The organism is Xanthomonas sp. LMG 12460 (genome assembly GCF_009192895.1).
Lineage (GTDB): Bacteria > Pseudomonadota > Gammaproteobacteria > Xanthomonadales > Xanthomonadaceae > Xanthomonas_A > Xanthomonas_A sontii.
This window is the reverse complement of record NZ_NKUH01000022.1, coordinates 17,205-39,860: the sequence shown is the minus strand read 5'-3', so window position 1 is coordinate 39,860 and position 22,656 is coordinate 17,205. Positions and strand designations below refer to the sequence as shown.

At 69.7% G+C, this 22,656-nt stretch carries 17 protein-coding genes; 4 read left to right on the top strand and 13 right to left on the bottom strand.

What is annotated here, in order from left to right; translation table 11 throughout:
- The first annotated feature begins 10 nt into the window (after window positions 1-10).
- Genes CEK66_RS04950 through CEK66_RS04940 form a run of 3 tightly spaced genes read left to right on the top strand, consistent with a single transcriptional unit; the run spans window position 11 to window position 3,850 of the window.
- Window positions 11-2,467 carry a DUF802 domain-containing protein gene (locus CEK66_RS04950; protein WP_152236135.1) on the top strand — a complete coding sequence of 819 codons (2,457 nt, stop codon included), beginning with the start codon at window positions 11-13 and terminating at the stop codon, window positions 2,465-2,467.
- Entirely contained in the window at window positions 2,464-3,114 is a 651-nt protein-coding gene (locus tag CEK66_RS04945; protein ID WP_152236134.1) for an OmpA family protein, read from the top strand. Before CEK66_RS04950 ends, CEK66_RS04945 begins: the two co-directional genes overlap by 4 nt.
- Window positions 3,104-3,850: a DUF2894 domain-containing protein gene (locus tag CEK66_RS04940; protein WP_152236133.1), complete on the top strand. Its 747-nt coding sequence runs from the start codon at window positions 3,104-3,106 to the stop codon at window positions 3,848-3,850. Before CEK66_RS04945 ends, CEK66_RS04940 begins: the two co-directional genes overlap by 11 nt.
- Before the next feature lie 131 nt (window positions 3,851-3,981).
- Here CEK66_RS04940 and tkt read toward each other — a convergent pair whose 3' ends face one another.
- The 13 genes from tkt to CEK66_RS04875 form a co-directional block, all read right to left on the bottom strand.
- Window positions 3,982-5,982 (bottom strand): transketolase, encoded by a 2,001-nt coding sequence (gene tkt, locus CEK66_RS04935; protein ID WP_152236132.1) that lies wholly within the window; start codon window positions 5,980-5,982, stop codon window positions 3,982-3,984.
- A 211-nt stretch (window positions 5,983-6,193) separates the two neighbouring features.
- Complete coding sequence (locus CEK66_RS04930) at window positions 6,194-7,504, bottom strand: dicarboxylate/amino acid:cation symporter (RefSeq protein WP_152236131.1); 1,311 nt, start codon at window positions 7,502-7,504, stop codon at window positions 6,194-6,196.
- A gap of 192 nt (window positions 7,505-7,696) precedes the next feature.
- Window positions 7,697-9,406, bottom strand: coding sequence for a BatD family protein (locus CEK66_RS04925; RefSeq protein ID WP_193312579.1), 1,710 nt, complete (start codon window positions 9,404-9,406; stop codon window positions 7,697-7,699).
- A gap of 47 nt (window positions 9,407-9,453) precedes the next feature.
- Window positions 9,454-11,331, bottom strand: a complete 1,878-nt coding sequence (locus tag CEK66_RS04920; protein ID WP_152236129.1) for a tetratricopeptide repeat protein — start codon at window positions 11,329-11,331, stop codon at window positions 9,454-9,456.
- Entirely contained in the window at window positions 11,328-12,350 is a 1,023-nt protein-coding gene (locus CEK66_RS04915; protein ID WP_148829531.1) for a VWA domain-containing protein, read from the bottom strand. The genes CEK66_RS04920 and CEK66_RS04915 overlap by 4 nt, the downstream gene beginning before the upstream one ends.
- Window positions 12,347-12,814 (bottom strand): DUF4381 family protein, encoded by a 468-nt coding sequence (locus CEK66_RS04910; protein WP_152236128.1) that lies wholly within the window; start codon window positions 12,812-12,814, stop codon window positions 12,347-12,349. The genes CEK66_RS04915 and CEK66_RS04910 overlap by 4 nt, the downstream gene beginning before the upstream one ends.
- Window positions 12,811-13,749, bottom strand: coding sequence for a DUF58 domain-containing protein (locus CEK66_RS04905; protein ID WP_152236127.1), 939 nt, complete (start codon window positions 13,747-13,749; stop codon window positions 12,811-12,813). Before CEK66_RS04905 ends, CEK66_RS04910 begins: the two co-directional genes overlap by 4 nt.
- 58 nt (window positions 13,750-13,807) lie before the next feature.
- Window positions 13,808-14,827 carry a MoxR family ATPase gene (locus CEK66_RS04900; RefSeq protein ID WP_017914104.1) on the bottom strand — a complete coding sequence of 340 codons (1,020 nt, stop codon included), beginning with the start codon at window positions 14,825-14,827 and terminating at the stop codon, window positions 13,808-13,810.
- Window positions 14,828-14,980: 153 nt separating this feature from the next.
- Window positions 14,981-16,894: a type IV pilus secretin PilQ family protein gene (locus CEK66_RS04895; protein ID WP_152236126.1), complete on the bottom strand. Its 1,914-nt coding sequence runs from the start codon at window positions 16,892-16,894 to the stop codon at window positions 14,981-14,983.
- Between the two features lie 20 nt (window positions 16,895-16,914).
- On the bottom strand, window positions 16,915-17,454 hold the full coding sequence (locus CEK66_RS04890) for a pilus assembly protein PilP (RefSeq protein WP_152181019.1): 540 nt from the start codon (window positions 17,452-17,454) through the stop codon (window positions 16,915-16,917).
- Entirely contained in the window at window positions 17,451-18,125 is a 675-nt protein-coding gene (locus tag CEK66_RS04885) for a type 4a pilus biogenesis protein PilO (RefSeq protein ID WP_017914107.1), read from the bottom strand. The genes CEK66_RS04890 and CEK66_RS04885 overlap by 4 nt, the downstream gene beginning before the upstream one ends.
- A complete protein-coding gene (locus CEK66_RS04880; protein ID WP_148830005.1) occupies window positions 18,122-18,913 on the bottom strand; it encodes a PilN domain-containing protein in 792 nt (263 codons plus the stop codon). The genes CEK66_RS04885 and CEK66_RS04880 overlap by 4 nt, the downstream gene beginning before the upstream one ends.
- Entirely contained in the window at window positions 18,913-19,971 is a 1,059-nt protein-coding gene (locus CEK66_RS04875) for a pilus assembly protein PilM (RefSeq protein WP_017908825.1), read from the bottom strand. Before CEK66_RS04875 ends, CEK66_RS04880 begins: the two co-directional genes overlap by 1 nt.
- A gap of 218 nt (window positions 19,972-20,189) precedes the next feature.
- Between CEK66_RS04875 and CEK66_RS04870 the strand changes: the two genes are divergently transcribed.
- Window positions 20,190-22,616 (top strand): penicillin-binding protein 1A, encoded by a 2,427-nt coding sequence (locus CEK66_RS04870; RefSeq protein WP_152236125.1) that lies wholly within the window; start codon window positions 20,190-20,192, stop codon window positions 22,614-22,616.
- The last annotated feature ends 40 nt before the right edge of the window (window positions 22,617-22,656 follow it).

Genomic DNA, 22,656 nt, shown 5'->3' with positions numbered 1-22,656 from the left:
TTCGACCCTCATGCCCAAGACCCTGCTCCATTCCGTCCTGTTCCTTGCCGGCCTCGCCGTGGTCTGCTGGATCGGCGTCGGCTATCTCGGCTCCAACCCGCTGGGCGCCAGCTTCGCCGCGCTGATCGGCCTCTGCTATCTGGCCGGCATCGCCGAGTTGTACCGCTACCGTCAGGCCACGGCGACGTTGCAGACCGCGTTGAGCGAGGCCGAGTCCGCGCGCGACGACCTGGGCGGCTGGCTACAACGGCTGCACCTGAGCCTGCGCAACGCGGTGCGCCTGCGCATCGAAGGCGAGCGCGCGGCCCTGCCGGTGCCGGCGCTGACCCCGTACCTGGTCGGCCTGCTGGTGCTGCTGGGCATGCTCGGCACCTTCCTGGGCATGATGGCCACCCTGCGCGGCACCGGCCTGGCACTGGACAGCGCCACCGATCTGAATGCCATCCGCGCCTCGCTGGCGGCGCCGCTGAAGGGCCTGGGCTTCGCCTTCGGCACCTCCATCGCCGGCGTCGCCGCCTCGGCGATGCTCGGCCTGCTCGCCGCGCTGTGCCGGCGCGAGCGCCTGCAGGCGGTGCAGCACCTGGACCTGCACGCCGCGACCGCGCTGCGCACGCATTCGCTGGCCTACCAGCGCAACGAGGCCTTCAAGCTGCTGCAGACCCAGGCCACGCTGATGCCCGGCCTGATCGAGCGCATGCAGACGATGATGGCGGCGCTGGAACAGCACAGCGCGGTCAGCGGCGAACGCCTGGCCAGCAGCCAGGACGCCTTCCACAGCCGCACCGAGGCCGCCTACACGCGCCTGGCCGGCGCGGTCGAACACGCCCTGCAGGCCGGCGTGGCCGCGCACGCGCGGGCGTTCGGCGACGCGCTGGAACCGGTGGTGCAACGCACGCTCGACGGCGTGGCACGCGAGACCGCCGCGCTGCAGGACAGCGTCGGCCAGGCGGTGCAGCAGCAGCTGGACGGCCTGGCCAATGGCTTCGCCCAGGCCGCCGAACAGGCCACGCAGCGCTGGGACAGCGCGCTGGCCGAGCAGCAACGCGTCAATGGCGCGCTGCTGCAGGAACTGGGCGGCGCGCTGCAACGCGCCGGCGACGGTCTGGAGCAACGTGCCACCACGCTGGTCGAAGCGACAGCGGCACGCCTGCAAGCCGCCAGCGACGACGCCAGGCAGGCTTGGACCGAGGCGATGGCGCAGCAACGCGAAGCGAACGACGGCCTCGCCGCGCGCCAGGCACAGGCACTGGACGCAGTGGCCAGCCGCCTGGATGCCACCGCCGAAGCTGCCCAGCAAGCCTGGAGCACGGCACTGGAACAGCAGCGCGAGGCCAACGCGGCCCTGGTCGCACGCAACGCGCAGGCACTGGACACCGTGGCGACGCGGCTGGACGCCACCGCCGAAGCCGCACAGCAGGGCTGGGACGCTGCGCTGGCACAGCAGCGCGCGATCAACGACACCCTCGCCACGCACACGACGCAGGCGCTGGAGACCGTGGCGACCCGCCTGGACGCCACCGTCGAGGCCGTGCAACAGGCGTGGAGCGCGGCGCTGGCGCAGCAACGCGAGGTCAACGAGGCCCTGGCCACGCGCAACGCGCAGGCGTTGGACACCGCCGCGGCCAGCCTGGAACAGCGCGCCGCCGCCCTCGCCGAGACGCTGCAGCAGGCCCATGCCGACCTGCAGGAGGCACTGGAAGCGCGCGACCAGGCGCGCCTGCGTGCCTGGACCGACAGCTTCGCCAGCATGGCCGCGACCCTCGGCGGACAGTGGGAGCACCATGGCGAGCGCATCGCACAGCGCCAGCAGGAGATCTGCAGCACCCTGCAGGAAACCGCGGCGGCGATGTCCGAGCAGGGCCAGGCACAGGCGCGCGACACCATCGCCGAGATCGAGCGGCTGGTGCAGGTCGCCTCGGAAGCGCCGAAGGCCGCGGCCGACGTGGTCGCGGAACTGCGCCAGAAACTCTCCGACAGCATGGTCCGCGACACCGCCATGCTCGACGAGCGCAACCGCCTGCTGGCCACGCTGCAGACCTTGCTGGAAGCGGTCAACCACGCGTCCACCGAACAGCGCAGCGCGGTGGACGCCCTGGTCGCGACGTCGGCCGACCTGCTGGAGCGCGTCGGCAGCCGCTTCACCGAGCAGATCGACGCCCAGACCGGCAAGCTCGACGACGCTGCCGCGCAGGTCGTCGCCGGCGTCACCGAGGTGGTCAGCCTGGGCGACGCGTTCTCCGGCGCGGTGCAGGCCTTCGGCGAATCCAACATGGCCCTGCTGGAACGCCTGCAGGGCATCGAGCAGGCGCTGGACAAGTCGCTGGCGCGCAGCGACGAGCAACTGGCCTACTACGTGGCGCAGGCGCGTGAGGTGATCGACCTGAGCATGCTCTCGCAGCAGCAGATCACCGAGGAATTGCGTCAGCTCGCCGCGCGCCAGGCGCCCGACCAGGCCGACGCGGCATGAGCGACGAGCTGGAACTCGAGGCCGACAACGGCGCACCGGTCTGGGCGGTGTTCGGCGACCTGATGTCGGTGCTGCTCGGCGCCTTCGTGCTGATCCTGATCGGGGTGATCGGCGTGCAGTTGCAGCTGTCGAACAAGCTGGATGCGGAAATGCGCCAGCGCCAGCGTGAAGCGCAGCAGCGCAAGACCCTGGAACAGGCGCTGGCCGCGCCGCTGGCGGCCGGCCGGGTGACCCTGGTCGACGGCCGCATCGGCATCCGCGGCAACGTGCTGTTCGCACTGAACTCCGACCAGTTGCAGCCGGAGGGCCGCGACCTGCTGAAGAGCCTGGCCGCGCCGCTGGCCGGCTACCTCAAGGCGCGCGACGAGATCCTGATGGTCAGCGGCTTCACCGACGATCGCCAGGTGCGCGAGAGCAATCGCCAGTTCGCCGACAACTGGGAACTGTCGGCCGAGCGCGCGTTGACCGTGACCCGCGCGCTGATCGAGGCCGGCGTACCGGCCGATGCAGTCTTCGCCGCCGCCTTCGGCGCGCAGCAGCCGGTGGCGCCGAACGTGGACGAGGCCGGACGCGCCAGCAACCGCCGCGTGGAGATGGCGCCGCTGCCGCGCATGCGCAAGAGCACAGCGACACCGCATGCGCCCTGATCGGATCGCCGCCGCCGATCGCCTCGCCGCCTGGCGTGCTGAGCATGCCGAGCGGCTGGACCCGCTGCGCTTCCGCTTCCTCGAAGCGCTGGCGCGCCGCACCGAGGCGCAGCAGGGCAAGGCGCGGGAACTGCTGGAGCAGAAACTGTCCGCGTTGCTCGACGCGTACGCCGCGGCACTGGACGCGGCGCCGCAAAGCGCTGGCGATGCCGAGGCCGCAGTGCGAGCGATGCAACCCGGCCCGCTCGGCGCCTTGCTGGCGCAGTTCCGCGCCGCGGCGGTTGCGATCCGCGCCGGCAACGACCACGGCGCCAACCTGGAGGCCAACGACGAAGCCCCCACGGCGACCGATGCCATCGACACAGAACTCCCCGCACCATCGCCCTTGCCCACCGCAGCGACCGCAGCGGCGCGACTTACCGCACCGCAACTGCCCGCGGTCGAAGACGCGCGCCGGCTGTGGACAGAACTGCGCAGCCGCAGCCAATTGCGGCAGTCGCTGCAACCGGCCCCCGCCGACGCCGGCCCGCTCAACTCCGGCGTGCTGGTGCATCGCGCATTGGCGCTGATGCGCACGCTCTCGCCCGGCTACCTGCAGCACTTCCTGTCCTACGTCGACGCGCTGTCCTGGTTGCAGCAACTGCAGGAGGCGGGCGCACTGGCGACGCCGCAGAAATCCGGCAGCGCCGCCGGCAAGCCTGCGACGCCGCGCAGCAAGCCGCGCAAGCGCGGTTGACCGCATCGCCGACACGCATCGCGCCGATTGCGTGGTCGTAGAAGCGTCCCTTTCCTCATCCGACACACCCGCACAGGCAAGAAAAAGGCCGGCATGCGCCGGCCTTTTTCGTCACCATCGCGGCTCTCGGCTTACAGCGCCTTCGCCGCCGCCACCACGTGTTCGGCGGTGATCTGGAAGTGTTTGTACAGCACGTTCGCCGGCGCCGAGGCGCCGAAGCTGTCGATGCCGACCACGGCGCCGTCCAGGCCCACGTAGGCGCGCCAGAACGCGGTGACCCCGGCTTCCACCGCCACGCGCTTGCGCACCGCCGACGGCAGCACCGACTCGCGGTAGGCGGCGTCCTGGCGATCGAACACGTCGGTGCACGGCATCGACACCACGCGGGTCTTCAGGCCCGCGGCATCCAGCGCCTGCTTGGCTTCCACCGCCAGGCCCACCTCCGAACCGGTGCCGATCAGGATCACGTCGGGCGTGCCGCCCTCGGCATCGGCCAGCACGTAACCGCCGCGCTCGATCAGCTTGATCTGCGCCTCAGTGCGAGCCTGGAACGGCAGATTCTGGCGGCTGAACACCAGGCAGCTCGGGCCGTCCTTGCGGGTGATCGCGGCCTTCCAGCTCACCGCCGACTCCACCGTGTCGCAGGGGCGCCACACGTCGTTGTTGGGAATGTAGCGCAGCGACGCCAGATGCTCCACCGGCTGGTGGGTCGGGCCGTCCTCACCCAGGCCGATCGAGTCGTGGGTGTAGACGTGGATCGCATGCGCCGGGATCAGCGCGCTCATGCGCACGCCGTTGCGCGCGTAGTCGCTGAACACCAGGAAGGTGGCGTCGAACGGAATGAAGCCGCCGTGCAGCGCCAGGCCGTTGGCGATGGCGGTCATGCCGAACTCGCGCACGCCGTAGTACACGTAGTTGGCGTTCGGATCATCCGTGGCGACCGACTTGCTGGCCTTCCACAGGGTCAGGTTGGAATGCGCCAGGTCGGCCGACCCGCCGACCAGCTCCGGCAGCAGCGGCGCGAACGCCTCGATCGCCATCTGCGAGGCCTTGCGCGAGGCGATGGTCTGGCCTTCGGCGGCCTGCTTGGCGATGTAGGCGTCGGCCTGGGAGAGGAAGTCTTCCGGCAGCTCGCCATGCGAGCGGCGGGTCAGTTCCGCGGCTTCGGCCGGGTACTGCTTGGCGTACTTGTCGAAGGCCTGCTCCCACTCGGCCTGGCGCAACGTACCGGCACCGCCGGCGCGCCAGCCGTCGTAGATCGCCTGCGGGATCTCGAACGGCGCATACGGCCAGTTCAGCGCCTTGCGCGCGCCCTCCAACTCTTCCTTGCCCAGCGCGGCGCCGTGCGAGGATTCCTTGCCGGCCTTGGTCGGCGCACCGAAGCCGATGGTGGTGCGGCAGCAGATCAGGGTCGGCTTCTCGCTCTCGGCGATCGCCGCCTCGATCGCGGCCTTGACCGCATCGGCATCCTGGCCGTCGACATCGCGGATCACATGCCAGCCGTAGGCCTCGAACCGGGCGGGGGTGTTGTCGCTGAACCAGCCGGCGGTGTTGCCGTCGATGGAGATATGGTTGTTGTCCCAGAACGCCACCAGCTTGCCCAGGCCCCAGGTGCCGGCCAGCGAGGCGGCTTCGTGGGACACGCCTTCCATCATGCAGCCGTCGCCCATGAACACCCAGGTACGGTGGTCGACGATCTGGTGCTCGGGGCGGTTGTAGCGCTGCGCCAGCAGCTTTTCGGCCAGCGCGAAACCGACCGCGTTGGCGAAGCCCTGGCCGAGCGGACCGGTGGTGGTCTCCACCCCGGGGGTCTCGCTGCGCTCCGGGTGGCCGGCGGTCTTGCTGTGCAGTTGGCGGAAGCGCTTGAGCTCCTCGATCGGCAGGTCGTAGCCGGACAGGTGCAGCAACGCGTACTGCAGCATCGAACCGTGGCCATTGGACAGCACGAAGCGGTCGCGGTTGAACCAGTGCGGATTGTTCGGGTTGTGGCTGAGGAAGTCGTTCCACAGCACTTCGGCGATGTCCGCCATGCCCATCGGCATGCCGGGATGGCCGGAATTGGCGGCCTCGACCGCATCGGCGGCAAGGAAACGGATCGCGTTGGCGAGTTCGCGGCGGGTAGGCGTCGTCATGAGGGATCTGTCGGAAGCGGGCGCGTGGCGTCGGGCCCACTATTGTCCCACAGGCGGGGATTGGGGATTGGGGCTTGGTAGCGTCACCGGCTGGACACCCGAGATGACTTAGGAGCGGCTTCAGCCGCGACGGGCCATTGCCAGCAAACACCCATCGCGGCTGAAGCCGGTCCAACGCCTGGCCCGTCAGGCCGCGACGCTGCCGCCTTCATCAATCCCGAATCCCGACTCCCGAATCCCCGCCATCCTCCCCCTTGGCTACCATCGTGGTCAGGGCCAGGTCGCCGGTCACGTTCAGTGCGGTGCGGCACATGTCCAGGAAATGGTTGACGCCCAGGATCATGCCGATGCCGACCGGGTCCACCCCGACCATCGCGCAGATCAGCGCCACCACCGGCAGCGAGCCGGACGGGACGCCGGCGGTGCCGATGCCGCCGAGAATACAGACCAGCATCACCATGCACTGCTGCGCGATGCTCAGCTCCACGCCGAAGAACTGCGCCAGGAAGATCACCGTCACGCCCTCGAACAGCGCGGTGCCGTTCTGGTTGGCGGTGGCGCCGACGGTCAGCACGAAACGCGAGACCTTGTGCGGCAGCCCCATCTGGTCTGCCACGCGCAGCGCGGTCGGCAGGGTGGCGTTGCTGGACGCAGTGGAAAACGCCATCACCGTCGCCTCGCGGGTGGCGCGGAAGAACCACAACGGCGAGCGCCCGGCCAGGCGCACCGCCACGCCGTAGCTCACCACCATGTGCAGGCCCAGCGCCAGCACCACCACGCCCACATAGGCGCCCAGCCGCACCAACAGCTCGAAGCCGAACAGCGCCGCCAGGTTGAACATGAAGCAGGCCACCGCATACGGCGCCAGGCGGATCACCAACCCGATCAGGGTCATCGAGATCTCGAATACACCCTCGATGCCGCGGCGCAGCGTCGCCACCTTGGCGTCTTCGCTGAGCACCATGCCCACGCCGAACATCACCGCGAAGAACATCAGCGACAGGATCGCGCCATTGCTGGACGCGGCAGCGACCACGTTGTCGGGCACGATCGACAGCAGCATGTCCATGCCGTGCGGCTGGTGCTTGCTCTGGTCGACGATCTGCGCGGTGCGCTCCACGTTCTGCTGCAGCAGTTGCTGCGCCAGCTCGCGATCCACGCCGATGCCCGGCTTGAGCACGTTCACCAGCACCAGACCCAGCAGCACCGCCACACCCGACAGCACCACGGTGTAGCCCAGCGTCTTCCAGCCGATGCGCCCGAGCGCGCGGATGTCACCCATCTCCGAAATGCCCATCACCAGCGCCGAGAACAGCAGCGGCACGATCAGCATGAAGATCAGGTTGAGGAACAGCTTGGAGAACGGCGTGGTCAGGTACTTGGTCAGCGCCTGCACCCAGGCCGCATCGCCGCCCACGCTCATGTGCACCACCAGCCCCAGCACCAGCCCCAGGACGAAGCCGATCGCCATTTTCCAGTGCAACGGCATGCCGGTTTCGGCCTTCACGGGGGTGTCGGTCATGAGTACGCCTTGCGAAAAGGAGCGCTCAGCTTAACAAACCATGAGCAGACATCGACCATCACCCGATGGCACAGGTTGCGCGATGCGCGCATCGGCTTGCCGCGTCTCACCTGCAACGTCGGATGGCGCTACTCAAGACTGGCGAGTCACGATCCCGCGATCCAAGATCGAGCCTGGCTGCACGCCCCCCGCTCAAGCCTTGCGCGTCGGGTACAACGGCGGCAGATCGTCTTCCGCCGCGCCACGCGTGGCGACGCGCCAGCGCGGTCCCGACGCGAACGCCGCGCGCAACACGGCGCGCGCCCCGGTCACATCGCCGCCACCGCCCCAGCGTGCATGCTGCATGCGCAGCACCGCATCGCGCTGCGCCGGATCGTCCAGACGCTGCACCACCGTATCCAGGTCGGCGACGCCGGCCTGCGCGCACAGGATCGCCGCGACCTCGTCCAGACCACCGCTGTCCAGGGCCTTGCGCAATTCCGGCAATGCGGCGCGCGCCGTCGCGGGCGCCGATGTCGCACCCGGCGCAGCGTTGGCTGCCGAGCCCGGCAGCACTGCAACGCCGCGTGCACGGCGCAAGCGGCGCCAGGCCCAGACCAGGGTCGCCAGCCACAGCACCGCAAAGCCCGCGGCCAGCGCCATCCACAGCGGCGACGAGGCGAGCCATCCCCGCAGGGTATGCGTCGGCGCCACCGCATTGTCGGCGGGAACCGCGCTCAGCGTCGGCGCCGCGGGGGTGACCGGGGCGGGGGCCGGCGCAGGCACGCCTTGTCCGGGCTGCACCTGCAGGGTCAGATCCGGCAGGCTGGCCTCGCGCGCAGCGCCAGCGCCCACGTCCCACCACGGCATGCGCAGGCCGCGCACCAGCAATGGGCCCGCCGCCTGCGGCACGATCGAGTAGCGACGGGTGACGGTCACCTGCGGCCCGCCGTCGACGAAGCGTTCCTGCACCTGCGGCGGCTCGGCGAACACCTGCGCGCCATCGACACTGGGCGTGGGCAGTTCGGGGAACTGCGCCTGGGTCGCGCCGCGTGCCGTGGCCTCGACCACGATGTCGGCAGCCTCGCCGGCCTTGGCACGCTGCGGCGTGGCGGTGTAGCGCAGGCGCAGTTCGTGCAGCGGCAGCCACGGCTGCGGCGCATTGGCCGGCTGCGCGCGCACCTGCAGGGTCTGCGCGGTACCGCGCGCATTGAGTTCGCCGCCGCGGCCGAAGTAGTCGTCGAAGAAGCCGGTGGGGCCGCGGCCGCTGAAACGCGCGCCCGGCAACAGCAGCGAGCCGCTGCGCTCTGGCACCAGCAGGTAGTGCCGCTCGACCACCGTGTACATGCGCCCGTCGATCTGACGGCGGTTCTGGATGTCGTCGCCGACGCGCTGCAGCGACGCGCCGGCCGGCGCGTCCAGGTCCAGTTCGCCCGAGCTCAGCGGCACACCGAGATAAAGCCGCACCACCACGCCCACGCTCTGCTGCACGTAGGGCCGCGCGTCGTCGACGACGGTCTGCACGAAGACGTCGGCGTTGCCCACCTGCGCGGGCACGTCGGCATTGGCGGTGGCCGGCACCGCGGCGCTGGCCGCGGCCACCTCCAGCCGCAAGGGCGCGGTGCGTTCGTTGCCGACCTGCAGCGACGGAATCTCCAGCGTGCCGGTACTGCGCGGCGTCAGCATCACCCCGAACAAGGACTTCGACGAGACCGCGCCGTTGACGATCTGCATCTGCCGGCTCTTGACCTCGTTGCTGAGCGCGAAATCCGCGCGCAGCGGCGCGTAGTCCGGCGTGGCCGCCGCCTGGTCGGTCTCGATGTTAAGGGTCACGCCCTCGCCAGCGCCGACGTTGTCGCGATCCAGCCACGCGCGCGTGGCGGCAGCCGCCGGCAGCGCCAGCAGCAGCGCGGCCAACACCATCAGCACCGCGCAGACGCGTGCCCCCTGGCCGAGTCGCTTGAAGTGGATCATGGTTCTTGTTCCCGCTGCCTGCGTTCGTGTTCCAGCCTGAATTTGGCGCGCAGCAGATTGCCCGGATCGTCCGGCACCCGCCGCAGCCACGCCTCGACCGCCTGACGCTGCTCGCGTTGCTGCGGCGTCTCGTTCGCGGCGGCAGCGGCGCGCTCGGCGGCCTGTTTGTCGGCGCCACCCTGCTGTGCCATCGCCTGCTGCATCTGCTGGCGCTGCGCCGCATCGGCCTGCTGTTGCGCCTGTGCATCGCCCGGCTTCGGCGGCGCCTGCCGCGCGTCCTTGGCGCCATCGCGTCCCTGCTGGCCGTCGCGCTGCTGGCCGTTTTGCTGCTGGTTCTTCTGCTGCGGGTTCTGCTGGGCGCCGTTCTGCTGCTGACCCGCCTGCTGCTGACCCGCCTGCTGTTGACCCGCCTGCTGTTGACCGTTTTGCTGTTGACCGTTCTGTTGCTGGCCGTTCTGCGACTGCCCGCTCTTCTGCTGCTTGCCGTCCTTGCCCTGCTGGCCGGACTTGGAGTCCTGCGACGACTGGCGCTTGCGCGCGGCCTCCACCGCGGCGCGGTTGGCGATCGCATCGTCCATCTGCGGATGCAGTTTCAGCGCCTTGTCGTAGGCGTCGATCGCCTCGTCGTAACGGCCCTGCCGTGCCAGCGCATTGCCGAGGTTGTACCAGCCGGCGTCGCTGTCGATGCCTTCGAACTGCTGTTGCGCGGCGGCGAAATCGCCCTTGCGGTAGGCCTGCACGCCTGCATCGAGCCGTTGCTGGCGGACCTGGTCGGCACGTTCCCACCACCCGCCTGCGACAGGACCGAGTGTCGGCGTCTGTGCTGGCGCTGGCGCCTGAGCCTGCGCATGCACCGGTAGCGGCATCGCCAGCGGCGCCAACACCAGCAGCAGCACCGCGGCGCCACCGCGACGGCGGAACGCGAGCAAGGCCAGCAGCATCAGCGGCGGCAGCAACCAATAGCCTTGATCGAGCCACACGCGGCCATGGCTTTCGTCGGCCGCCGTGGCGTCCGCTTCCTGCGGCCGCAGCACGCCCAGCGCGCGCAGATCCGTATCGTCTGGCGTCAACGCCGCATAGCGGCCCGCGCCCGCTTCCGCCAGCGCGCGCAGCGCACCCGCATCCAATTGCGTGTGCGACAGCCGGCCCTGGTCATCGCGGTAGGCGGCGCCCTGCGCCGTGCCCAGCCCCAGCGCGGACACGTGATAGCCCTGCCTGGCCGCGCGCGCCGCGGCCTGCTGCGCCTGCGCGTCGGCCTGGTCGCTGAGCACCAGGATGTCGCCGCGGGAGAAGCCGGCCTGGCGCAGCAACTGCGCCGCCCAATCGATCGCCAGGTCGGTGCGCTGCCCCGCCACCGGCATCACCTGCGGTGACAGCGCGTCGAGGAACAGGCCCACGTTCGCCGCATCGTCGGTCAGCGGCGCCACCGTGTAAGGCTCGCCGGCATACGCGAGCAAGGCCACTTCGCCGCCGGCGCGCTCGTGCAGCAGCCGCGCCAGCTTGGCCCGCGCCTGCAGCAGCCGCGACGGCGGCAGATCGCGCGCGTCGATCTGTGCGGACAGGTCCAGCGCGATCACCAACGGCGTGCGCGCCTGCCACAGCGGCTGCTGTTCCTGACTCCAGCTCGGTCCGGCCAGCGCCAGCACCGCCAGCGCATAGCCCAGCGCGCCCAGCAACAGGCCAGCGCTGCCCTTGGCATCGCCACGCGCGAGCAGATGCGGCAACAGGTGCGGGTCCACCGTGCGCCGCCAGATGTCGCGGCGCCGCCGCCGGCGCCACCAGCTCCAGCCGAGCAACGGCAGCAACAGCAGTGCCCACAGCCATTCGGGGCGCAACAGGTGCAATGCCTGGAGGAACTCCATCGCGCGGGTCATTGCCGCCTCCAGGGCCAGATGAAGGACAGCAACGCCAGCGCCAGCGCCGCCGCCAGCGGCCAGGCGTAGCGCTCGATCCGCGGCCGCACCGCAGGACCGGCCGAACGCACCGGCTCGAGCCGGTCCAGTTCGGCGTAGATCGACGCCAGCTCGGCGGTATCACGGGCGCGGAAGAAGCGCCCACCGGTGTCCTGCGCGATCTTGCGCAGCGTGTCCTCGTCGACCTGGTCGTCGCCGCCGCTGCCGGGGATCGGCAGGCCGAACAGGGACATGCCGCCATCGCCACCGAAGGCGATGGTGTACACACGCACGTGTTCGGCCTTGGCCAGTTCGGCGGCCTTCAGCGGGTCGAGCACGCCGGCGGTGTTGACGCCATCGGTGAGCACGATCAGCACCCGCTCGCCCTGCTTCTGCTCGCGCAGGCGCTTGACCGCCAGCGCGATCGCGTCGCCCAGCGCGGTCTCGCGCCCGGCCAGGCCGACCACGCTGTCGCGCAACTGGTCGCGCACCGTGGCCAGATCCGCAGTCAACGGAGTCAGCGCATACGCCTGCTGGCCGAACACCAGCAGGCCGATGCGGTCGCCATCGCGGCGATCGAGAAAGTCGGCCAGCACCGCCTTGGCCGCGGTCAGACGATCGACCACGCGCCCGCCCAGGGTCATGTCGGGCTCGCTCATGCTGCCGGACAGATCCACCGCCAGCATCAGCTGCCGCGCCTGCTGCGGTGGCGCGATGGGTTCGCCCAGTTGCAGCGGCCGCGCCGCCGCTGCGCACAGGCAGAACCAGGCCAGCCACGCCAGCCACACGCTGGCGCGCCACAGCCCGCCGCGTGCCGGCGCGGCGGCCACGGCCTGCAGGCGCTCGCCATAGGGCACGCGCAAGGCCGGCGCATTGCCGCGCCGTGCCGGCAGCAACAGATTGGCCAGCAGGGGCAGCGGCATCGCCAGCCACATCCACGGCCAGGCGAAGCCGGCCAGCAGGTCGCTGAGGCTCTGCCACGACGAAGACACCAGGCTCATCGCCGTCCTCCACGCCGCGCCGCCATCAACGCCAGGAAGCGGCGCCGCGCCAGCGGCAGCAATGTCTGCACCTGCGCCGGGTCGAGGCTGGGGCGGTAGCCACCGTCGAGCAACACGCGGCCGGGGCCGGCGGAGAACGCCTGGTGTTTGTCGCCGCCATCAAGGAACCGCAACCAGTCTTCACCCTGCAGCGCCGCGGCGGCCGGATCGCTGCGTTGCGCCGCGCGCCGCAGCAGCTCCGAGACCGCGGCCACCTGCGCCGGCGGTTCGCCCGTACGCGTCGCCGCATCGAACTGACGCTGCCAGCGCTGCTCGCGCCGGCGCCGGCGCATCCATACCAACAGCGCCACGCCGAGCGTCAGCAGCAGCACCGCCGCCAGCATCCACCAGCCCGGTGCGGGCGGCCACCAGGCCGGTGCCGGCGGCAGATGCACATCGCGCAGGGGCAATTGCTGCGGGCTCATGCCGACGCCCCCCGTTGCACCGGCAGCAACCACGACTCGCTGGATGCGTCGCTCAGCAACACCCGCACCTGCACGCCGCGGCCCGGCAGTTCCGCCGCCAGGGTTTCCAACGGCTGCACGAATTGCGCGCGCCAGCGCTGTTGCGCGGTGCTCGCCAGCAGATCCACCTCCACGCGGCGGCCGCTTGCCCAGAACGGCAGGGCGGCGCGTGGCGGATGCACTTCCAGCGGATCGGCGAGCAGCAGCAACTCCACTTCGTTGTGCAGCGCCAGCCCGGCCCAGCGCGCGGCGGGCACGGCCTGCGCACTGGCCGGATCGGCCAGCACGGTCAGGCGCGATCCCGGGCGCAGCAGCTTGGCCGCGTGATCCAGCGCCATGCTCAGGCCGGCATCGTCCTGCGGCGGCTGCGCATACCAGCGCGCCAGCGCATAGAGCACGCGCAGCACGCCGCGCGGCCCGGCGGCGGGCGGCACCGGCGCTTCGCTGCGGCTACCGCGCAAGGCGGCCAGGCGATCGCCCTGGCGCTGCGCCGCCCACGCCGCCACCGCCCCGGCACGCGCCGCCTGCACCGACTTGAAGCGCACGCGCGTGCCGAAGTACAGCGACGGCGCGGTGTCGGCGACGATCAGACTGAGCCGTTCGCGCTCGGCCTGGAACAACTTGGTGTGGGTGCGACCGCTGCGCGCAGTGAGCCGCCAGTCGATGTGCCGCACGTCGTCGCCGGCCACGTACTCGCGCGACTCGGCGTACTCCATGCCGCGCCCGCGCATCGGCGACGGGGCGGCGCCACTGAGGCCATGGCGGCCTCGGCGCGGCGGCGGCATGCGTGCGACCGCGGCGCGCAGGGCCACCAGCTCGGCCAGGCTGGGACGGATCCCCGCCTCGGCCGGCGCGGCAGCGTGCGGCATGCCCGGCGCAGTCGGCTGCGGTGCCATCGTCATTACTCCGCGCGGAGGCGGGCGGCGGGCAACAGCCGTACCTGGCGGCGTCCGGTCACGGCGGCGGCACCTTGTCCAGCAGGGCGGCGACCAGACGATCGCCGTCCCAGCCTTCGGCCGTGGCTTCGTAGCTGGGCAGCACGCGGTGGCGCAGCACATCGGCGGCGACCGCGCGCACGTCGTCGGGCGTGACGAAGTCGCGTCCGGCCAGCCAGGCGCGGGCGCGGGCGCACCGCTCCAATGCGATCGAACCGCGCGGACTCGCGCCCCAGGCGATGCGCCGCGCCAACGCGGCGTCGTAGCCGCTGGCATCGCGCGAGGCCAGCACCAGTTCGATCAGATAGCGCTCCAGCGGCGGTGCCATGTGCAGCGCCAGCACCGCACGGCGTGCCGCGAATACGTCTTCCAGCGGCATGCGCGGCGGCGGCGCCTCGCCGGCCTCCAGCGTCTCGCGGGCGCGCTCGCGCGCCAGCCGCAGGATCTCCGCCTCCGCGGCCGCTTCCGGGTAGCCGATCCGCACATGCATGAGGAAGCGGTCCAGCTGCGCCTCCGGCAGCGGGAAGGTGCCCTCCTGCTCGATCGGGTTCTGTGTCGCCATCACCAGGAACAGCTTCGGCAGCGCATAGGTGTGCCGGCCGACGGTGACCTGGCGCTCGCCCATCGCCTCGAGCAGGGCCGATTGCACCTTGGCCGGCGCACGATTGATTTCGTCGGCGAGCAGGATCGGGTGGAAGATCGGCCCGGGCAGGAACTCGAAGCGGCTCTCCTGCGGGCGCCACACCTCGGTGCCGGTAAGGTCGGCCGGGAGCAGGTCGGGGGTGAACTGGACGCGGGCGAAATCCGCTTCCAGGCGCGAGGCCAGGGCGCGGATCGCGGTGGTCTTGGCCAGGCCGGGCGCGCCTTCGACCAGCAGATGGCCATCGGCGAGCAGCGCGATCAGCAGGCGCTCCACCAGCGCCGACTGGCCGACGATGGTCTGGGACAGGCCGTCGCGCAGGGCGACGAACGCGGCGTGCAGGCGCTGCTGCTCGGGCGCGGCCGGCGGGGAATCGAGGGTCGGGGATGGAGTGTTCATTTGTGCAGTCTGACCGATCGCCGGTGAAAATGGTTCCGCGCACGGCGGACGCCGCGTGCTGCGAATTCAGGATTTCCTCATCGATGGGCGCAAACGCCGACGGGAGAGGCTTGCGCCTCTCCCGTCGAAGATTTCCCGCCTTGCCCGCGCCGATCAGCCCGCGCGCTTGGCCACGCGCATCACCTTCGGGGTCACGAAGATCAGCAGCTCTGCCTTGCTCTTGCTGCGGCCGCGCTGCTTGAACAGATTGCCCAAGAACGGGACGTCGCCCAGGAACGGCACCTTGGAGATACTGCTGCGATCCGTGAATTCGTAGACGCCGCCGATCACCACGGTCTGTCCGTCGTCGACCAGCACCGCGGTATTGATCTCGCGGCGATTGATTTCCGGCACGGTGCCGTAGTTCTGCAGGGTGACGAAGCGCTCCACTTCATCCTTCTTGACGTTCATGTTCAAGAAGATGCGATTGTCGTCGGTGATCGTCGGCGTCACCTTCAGCTCCAGCAGCACGTCCTTGAACTGCACGTTCGGGGTGGCGGCGGTGCCGCCGGTACCGCCGGTGATGGTGACGTAGCCGATTTCCTTACCCTGCTTGATCACGGCCTCGCGCTGGTTGGAGGTCACGATGCGCGGGTTGGAGATCACCTCGCCACGGCCTTCTTCCTGCAGCGCCGACAACTCCATGTCCAGCGAGAAATTGGCGCCCAGCAAGGTGTACGCGATGGCGCCGGGCGTGCCATTGGTGAAGGTGCCGGCGGGCATGTTGAAGTTCAGCCCGCTCGGGATGTTGTGCACGCTGTTGTTGATGATCGACGTGTTGTTGGCCAGGTTGCCACTCACCACGCCGGTATTGCCGCCGTACTGCCTGCGGCCGGCAATGCCGAAGCGCGCGCCCAGATCGCGTGCGAAGGTATCGGTGGCGATGACGATGCGGCCCTCGATCAGCACCTGGTCGACCGGGCGGTCGATCACGTTGATCAGCTCGCGCATCTGCGCGACCTTCTTCGGGATGTCGCTGATCATCAGCGTGTTGGTGCGCTCGTCGGCGACGAGGCGCCCGCGCGGCGACAGGAAGCCATTGTCGTTCTGGCTGTTGCCGCTGCCACCCGCGCCGCCACTGCCACCACCGCTACCGCCGCCGATCCCCTTGGCCTCGGTCAGCGCCTTGAAGATCGCCGTGGCGCTGTGATAGTTGATCTGCACGTAGTCGGTGATCAGGTCCTCGCGGTTCTCGATCGCGATGCGCGCGTCTTCCTTGTCCTGCTCGAACTTGGCCAGCTCCTGCTGCGGCGCGACCCAGATCACCTTGCCGTCGCGGCGCTTGTCCAGGCCCTTGGCGCGCAGCACAATGTCCAGCGCCTGGTCCCAGGGCACATTGACCAGGCGCAGGGTGACGCTGCCCTGCACAGTGTCGGAGGCGACGATATTGAGATTGGACTCCTCGGCGATCAACTGCAGCACCGTGCGCACCGGCACGTCCTGGAAGTTGAAGGTCACCGGCTTGCCGCTGTAGCCGCGGGCCGCCACCTGCGCGGCGGCCTGGCTGACCGTGGTCGCGGTGACCGCGCCCACCGCCGGCGCGGCTGCGCGCGGGGTGATCTCGACCACGTACTCGTTGCCGGACTGGTAGGCCAGCGATTCGAACGCGCCATTGGTGTTCAGCACCAGCTCGGCGCCGCCCGCATAGGGCTTGGCATCGATGCGCTGCACCGGCGTGGCGAAGTCGGTGACGTTGAGCGGGCGCTGCAACTCCGGCGGCAGCGTGGCGTTGCCGACATCGACCACCACGCTGTTGCCCTGGGTGCGCAGGTCCGGGCTGGCGCCGGTGCCGTTGAAGGACAGGATCAGCCGCCCCGCACCGCCGTCGCCGCGCTTGAAGTCGATCTTCGAAACCGTGAGCTTGGCCGGCGCCGCCGCAGGTGCGGGAGACGCGGCAACAGGCGCGGCGGGCGGCGCCGCGCTGGCGACGACCGCATTCCCGAGCATCGCCGCCAACCCCAACGCGCATAGCCGCATCGTCGCGTGGCGCCGGATGGGGCGCAGGCTCAGGGCTTTGGAAAAAGTCATCGTGCTATCCCCATAATCAATCATTGATCGTCCAGCGCGACGGAGGCGGGACGTTCCAGCCAGCCGCCGGCGCCATCCGGCACCAGTTCAATCAAATCGATGCGATCCTCGTGCACCCCGGTCACGCGGCCATCGCTCTGCCCCATGTACACGCCCGGACGCACGCGGTAGGTCACCTTGTCCGGCGCCATCACCAGCGCCACCTGGCCCGCGCCGCTGCCCAGCGTGCCGACCATGTTGAGGCTGTCCAGCGGGAACTGTTCCAGCGGTTCCTTGCGGCGGTTCGGGTCCGGGCGCAGGCCGCTGCTGCCGTCGGGACTGGCCCAGGCATCGCTGAACGGATCGCGCAGGCCCTGCGCCGCATACTCGAAGGTTTCGAACTGCTGCATCACCGGCAACGGCTCCAGCGGCTGCGCCGGTCGCGCGCGCACTTCCTTCACCCAGTTCTCCAGATTCGGCGCATCGCCCGGCGTGCTGGTGATGGTGCGGCCGCAAGCGCCAAGCACCAGCGCCAGCGCGCCCGCAACGAGAATCCTGACCACCCGATGCCGTCGGCTCATGCGCCACCGCCTTGCTTGCCTGCCTTCTTCGCGGCCGCCGCGGCCTGTTCCTGGTCGGCCATTTCCTTGTCGTCCAGGTAGCGATAGGTCTTGACCGTACCGGACAGCTCCAGCTCGCCGCGCGCGGTGATGCCGTTGCTCTTGTCGCGCGGCTTCAAGTTGATGTCGTGCATGGTCAGGATCACCACCCGCGGCAGCGAGGCCACGCCACTGACGAAGGCGCCGAACTGGTGGTAGCTGCCGACCATGCGCAGGGCGATCGGCTTCTCCGCGTAGAACTCCTTCGGCGACTCCGGGCCCGGCTGGAACAACTCGTTGGTCAGGCCGCTGGACAGCGCGGTCTGCGAGATGTCGATGATCAGGTCGGGCATCTCGGTCTTGCTCGGCAGCTGCCGCAGCATCTGCTGCAGCACCTGCTCCATCTGCACCAGTTGCTGCTTCAGCGGCTGCAGGTTCACCGCACGGCTCTGCTCCTTCTCGAAGGAGGCGCGCAGTTCGGTTTCCTTCTGCTCCAGCGCCTGCAACTCGTCGCTCTTGCTGCTGATCAGCAGGAACCAGGACAGGGTCAGGATGAACAGGGTCACCAGCACGCAGAACACGATCTTGGCCTGCTGCGGCCAATTGCCGATGTTGTTGAAATCCAGCTCTTTGATGTTGAATTTCTTGCTCATGACGCCGGTCCCTGTTTCGCTGGCGTGGCGGCGGGTGCCGGCGCGGTGGCCGGCGCCGGTGCGGCAGGGCTGCCCGCGGCAGGTGCAGGCGCAGGAGCGCCCGGAGCCTGCGCAGGCGGCGTGCCAGGCGCGCCGCCCGCGGGCGCTGCGCCAGGTGTTCCGGGCGCAGCGGAACCCGCAGGTGCCGTCCCGGCGGCGGCCGGATCGGTGCTCTCGCCCGGCACCGGCAGCTTGACCCGCAGCGTGAACACGTACGGCAGCGCCTTGGTATCGACGATCGGACCCTTGGCTTCCTTCTCCTGGGCCTTGGCCTCGATCACCGTCAGCTCCGGATTGGTCATCCAGCCCGAGCCCTCGAGGTTGCGCATGTAGGTACTGACCCGCGCGTTGGACTGCGAGCGGCCCTCCAGGGTCAGCATGTCGCCTTCCTGCTTCACCGAGGTCAGCACCACGCCGTCGGGAATGGTCCGCACCAGCGAGTCGAACAGGTGCACCATCTGCGAACGCTTGGCCTGCAGTTCCTCGATCACCTGCTTGCGCGCCAGCAGGCGGCGCTTCTTCTCGTCGAGGGTGTCGATTTCCTTGTTCTGCGCCTGGACCTTCTCGATCTCGGCCTGCAGATACGCGTTGCGCTCGTTCTGGCCGCTGATCTGCAGGTCGTAGTAGAACCAGATCAGCCCCGCCAGCAGCACCCCGGCGAACGCGGCCAGGCCAAGCATCGAATAGAACTCGCGTTCGCGCTGCTTGCGCCGTTCCGCCCGCCAGGGCAGCAGATTGATCTTCGCCATCAGTCGAAGCTCCTCAGCGCCAGGCCGGTGGCGATCATCAGCGCCGGCGCGTCCTGGGCCAGCGCATGCGCCTGCACCTTCGGCCCCAGGGTCATCTGCGCCAACGGGTTGGCGACCACCGTGGCCACGCCCAGTTGCTCCTCCACCATCTCCGGCAATCCGGCCAGGGCGGCGCAGCCGCCGGCCAGGACGATATGGTCGACGCGGTTGAATTCGCTGCCGGCATAGAAGAACTGCAGCAGGCGGCTGATCTGCTGCACCGTGGCTTCCTTGAACGGCTCCAGCACCTCGACCTCGTAGCTTTCCGGCAGCCCGCCTTGGCGCTTGGCCATGCCGGCTTCCTCGTAGGTCAGGCCGTAGCGGCGCATCACTTCGTCGGTCAGCTGCTTGCCGCCGAACACCTGCTCGCGGCTGTACAGGCTGCGCCCGCCACGCAGGACATTGAGGGTGGTCATGGTGGCGCCGATGTCGACCAGGGCGACGATGCCGTCGGCGGCCACCGGCAGCTCGCTGGCCACCAGCGCGAAGGCGTTCTCGACCGCGAAGGCCTCCACGTCCATCACCTTGGCCACCAGCCCGCCCAGCTCCAGGGCCGACTGGCGCAGCTCCACGTTCTCCGAGCGCGAGGCGGCCAGCAGCACCTGCACCATCTCGGGGTTGTTGGGGATGACGCCCAGGACCTCGAAATCCAGGTTCACTTCGTCGATCGGGTACGGGATGTAGTTCACCGCCTCCAACTCCACCTGGGCTTCCAGCTCGCTCTCGTCCAGCTCGGCCGGCATCGGGATCACCTTGGTGATCACCGCCGAACCGGCCACGGCGGCCGCGGCATGCTTGGCGCGGGTACCGGACCGGGTCACGGCGCGGCGGATCGCCTCGCCCACCGCCTCGACCTCGACGATGTTCTTCTCGACCACGGCATTGGGCGGCAAGGGTTCGACGGCGTAATGCTCGACCCGGAACCGGTTGCCGTTACGCGAAAGCTGCAGCAGCTTGACCGCGGTCGAGCTGATGTCGATGCCGATCAGCGGCTGCTGACTCTTTGGGATAAGCCCCACGGATTTTCCCCTGCCGGCGGGCACTTGGACGCCAATGTTGCGCCAGCGCATTAATAACAAATTTTTTGCAATTGGCAACCGCCCGGTTGCATGTCGCGATCCGTGTCACGGCATGACCTGCGGCAGCAAACCCGTCGCATCCCCGGAACCGGCCCCAGCCGTTCCCCGGCGTACTCTATACTCTGCGCCCAAGAAATCTGCAATCGGAATCTCTCGCGATGCCCCGTTTTCGTCGTTGGCTGCGCTGGGCGCTGGTCTTGTTCGTCCTCCTTGGCCTGGTCGGCGCCGCCGTGGCAGGCGGGCTGTACTACGTCGTCTCCTCCAAGCTCCCGGACGTGCAGACCCTGCGCAAGGTCGAACTGCAGGAGCCGATGTACGTCTACTCCAGCGACGGCAAGCTGATGGCGCTGTTCGGCGAGACCCGGCGCTACCCCATCACCATGAAGGACGTGCCGGAGCGGCTGAAGCAGGCCTTCCTTGCCACCGAGGATGCCCGGTTCTATGAGCATGGCGGGGTCGACTACAAGGGCATCGCGCGCGCGGTGTGGCTACTGGCCACCACCAACGACAAGCGCGTGCCGGGCGGCTCCACCATCACCCAGCAGGTGGCCCGCCAGTTCTTCCTGAGCTCGGAATACAGCTATACCCGCAAGCTGGCGGAGATCCTGCTGGCGCGCAAGATCGAGGCCGAGCTGACCAAGGACGAGATCTTCGAGCTGTATCTCAACAAGAGCTTCTTCGGCAACCGCGCCTACGGCGTCGCCGCCGCCGCCGAGTACTACTACGGCAAGAAGCTCAACGAGCTGAGCCTGGACGAGATGGCCTCGCTGGCCGGCATCCCCAAGTTCCCCTCCAGCGGCAACCCGATCAGCAACCCCGAGCGCGCCAAGCAGCGCCGCGACAACTATGTGCTCAGCCGCATGGCCGCGCTGGGCTTCATCACCCCGGCCGAGGCCGAGGCGGCCAAGGCGGTGCCGATGCACGCCGCGCCGCACGAGCGCCCGGTCGAGGTCGAGGCCCCGTACGTGGCCGAGCTGGTGCGCCAGGAAATGATCGCGCGCTTCGGCGGCGACGTGCTGGACAAGGGCTACCACGTCTACACCAGTATCGATGCGACCCTGCAGGCTGCCGCCAACCATGCGGTGCGCCAGGGCCTGGTCGTCTACGATCGTCGCCATGGCTGGCATGGCGTCGAGAAGCACTTCGACGTCCCCGCCACTGCCGATGCGGCGGCGCTGGCCAGCCATCTGAGCGGCATCTACGCGCAAGGCGGGATGCTGCCCAGCATCGTCGCCGGCACCGGCAGCGACGGCAGCGCCACCGTGGTGCTCGCCAACAAGACCGAGCTGGTGCTGCCGGTGGCCGCCAGCCGCTGGACCGGGCGCAGCCCCGCCACCCTGCTCAAGCGCGGCGACCTGGTGCGCATCCAGGAAGGCGACAAGCCGGGCGAATGGGAGATCACCCAGATCCCGCGCGGCCAGGCCGCGCTGGTGTCGCTGGACGCCAACAACGGCGCGCTGCGCGCCATGGTCGGCGGCTTCAGCTACGCCGGCAACAAGTTCAACCGCGCCACCCAGGCGCGCCGCCAGCCAGGCTCCAGCTTCAAGCCGTTCCTGTACGCGGCCTCGTTCGAGAAGGGCTTCAACCCGGCCTCGATCGTGCTTGACGCACCGGTGGTGTTCCGCGACCGCCGCGGCAAGACCTGGTCGCCGCAGAACGACGGCGGCGGCTTCCGCGGCCCGATGCGCCTGCGCGAGGCGCTGGTGCAGTCGCGCAACCTGGTCTCGGTGCGCCTGCTGGACGCCATCGGCGTGGACTTCGCGCGCAAGTACATCAGCCAGTTCGGCTTCCAGGAAGCCGAGTTGCCGCCGAACCTGTCGATGTCGCTGGGCACCGCCTCGCTGACTCCGCTGTCGGTGGCGCGCGGGTACACCGTGTTCGCCAACGGCGGCTCGCTGGTCAACACCTGGATCATCGACAAGGTCACCGACCGCGACGGCAATGTCCTGTTCCAGGAACATCCGCTGACCGCCTGCCGCAGTTGCGGCAGCGTCGGCGGCAACGCCGCACCGGTCAGCCAGGTCGTGGACGGCTTCAACTTCGGCGCGGCCACGCCGCCGCCGGCGGCCAAGCCGGCAGAGCCCGCGGCCACGGCGGCTGCCGCCGAGAAGCCCGCCGACCCCGAGGCCAAGGTGGCGCCGCGCGCGATCGACGAGCGCACCGCCTATCAATTGGTGTCGATGATGCGCGACGTGGTCCAGCGCGGCACCGGCACCGCCGCCAAGGTGCTAGGCCGCGAGGACGTGGGCGGCAAGACCGGCTCGACCAACGACCATCGCGACGCCTGGTTCTCCGGCTTCGGCGGCCCGTACGTGACCACCGTGTGGGTCGGTCGCGACGACTACCGCTCGCTCGGCTACCGCGAATACGGCGGCAAGGCGGCGCTGCCGATCTGGATCGACTACATGCGGGTCGCGCTGAAGGATCAGCCGATCGCCCGCAACGATCCGCCGGGCGGCATGGTCCAGGTCAGCCTCAACGGCGCCACGGAATGGGTCAAGACCGAGGACATGGACCGCATCCAGCAGTTCGACGAAAGCCTGCAGGACCAGAAGACCGACGACGCGGCATTCGACATCTTCTGATCGCGTCGCGTTCCCCCGCCCCGGCGCTCGCCGGGGCAGT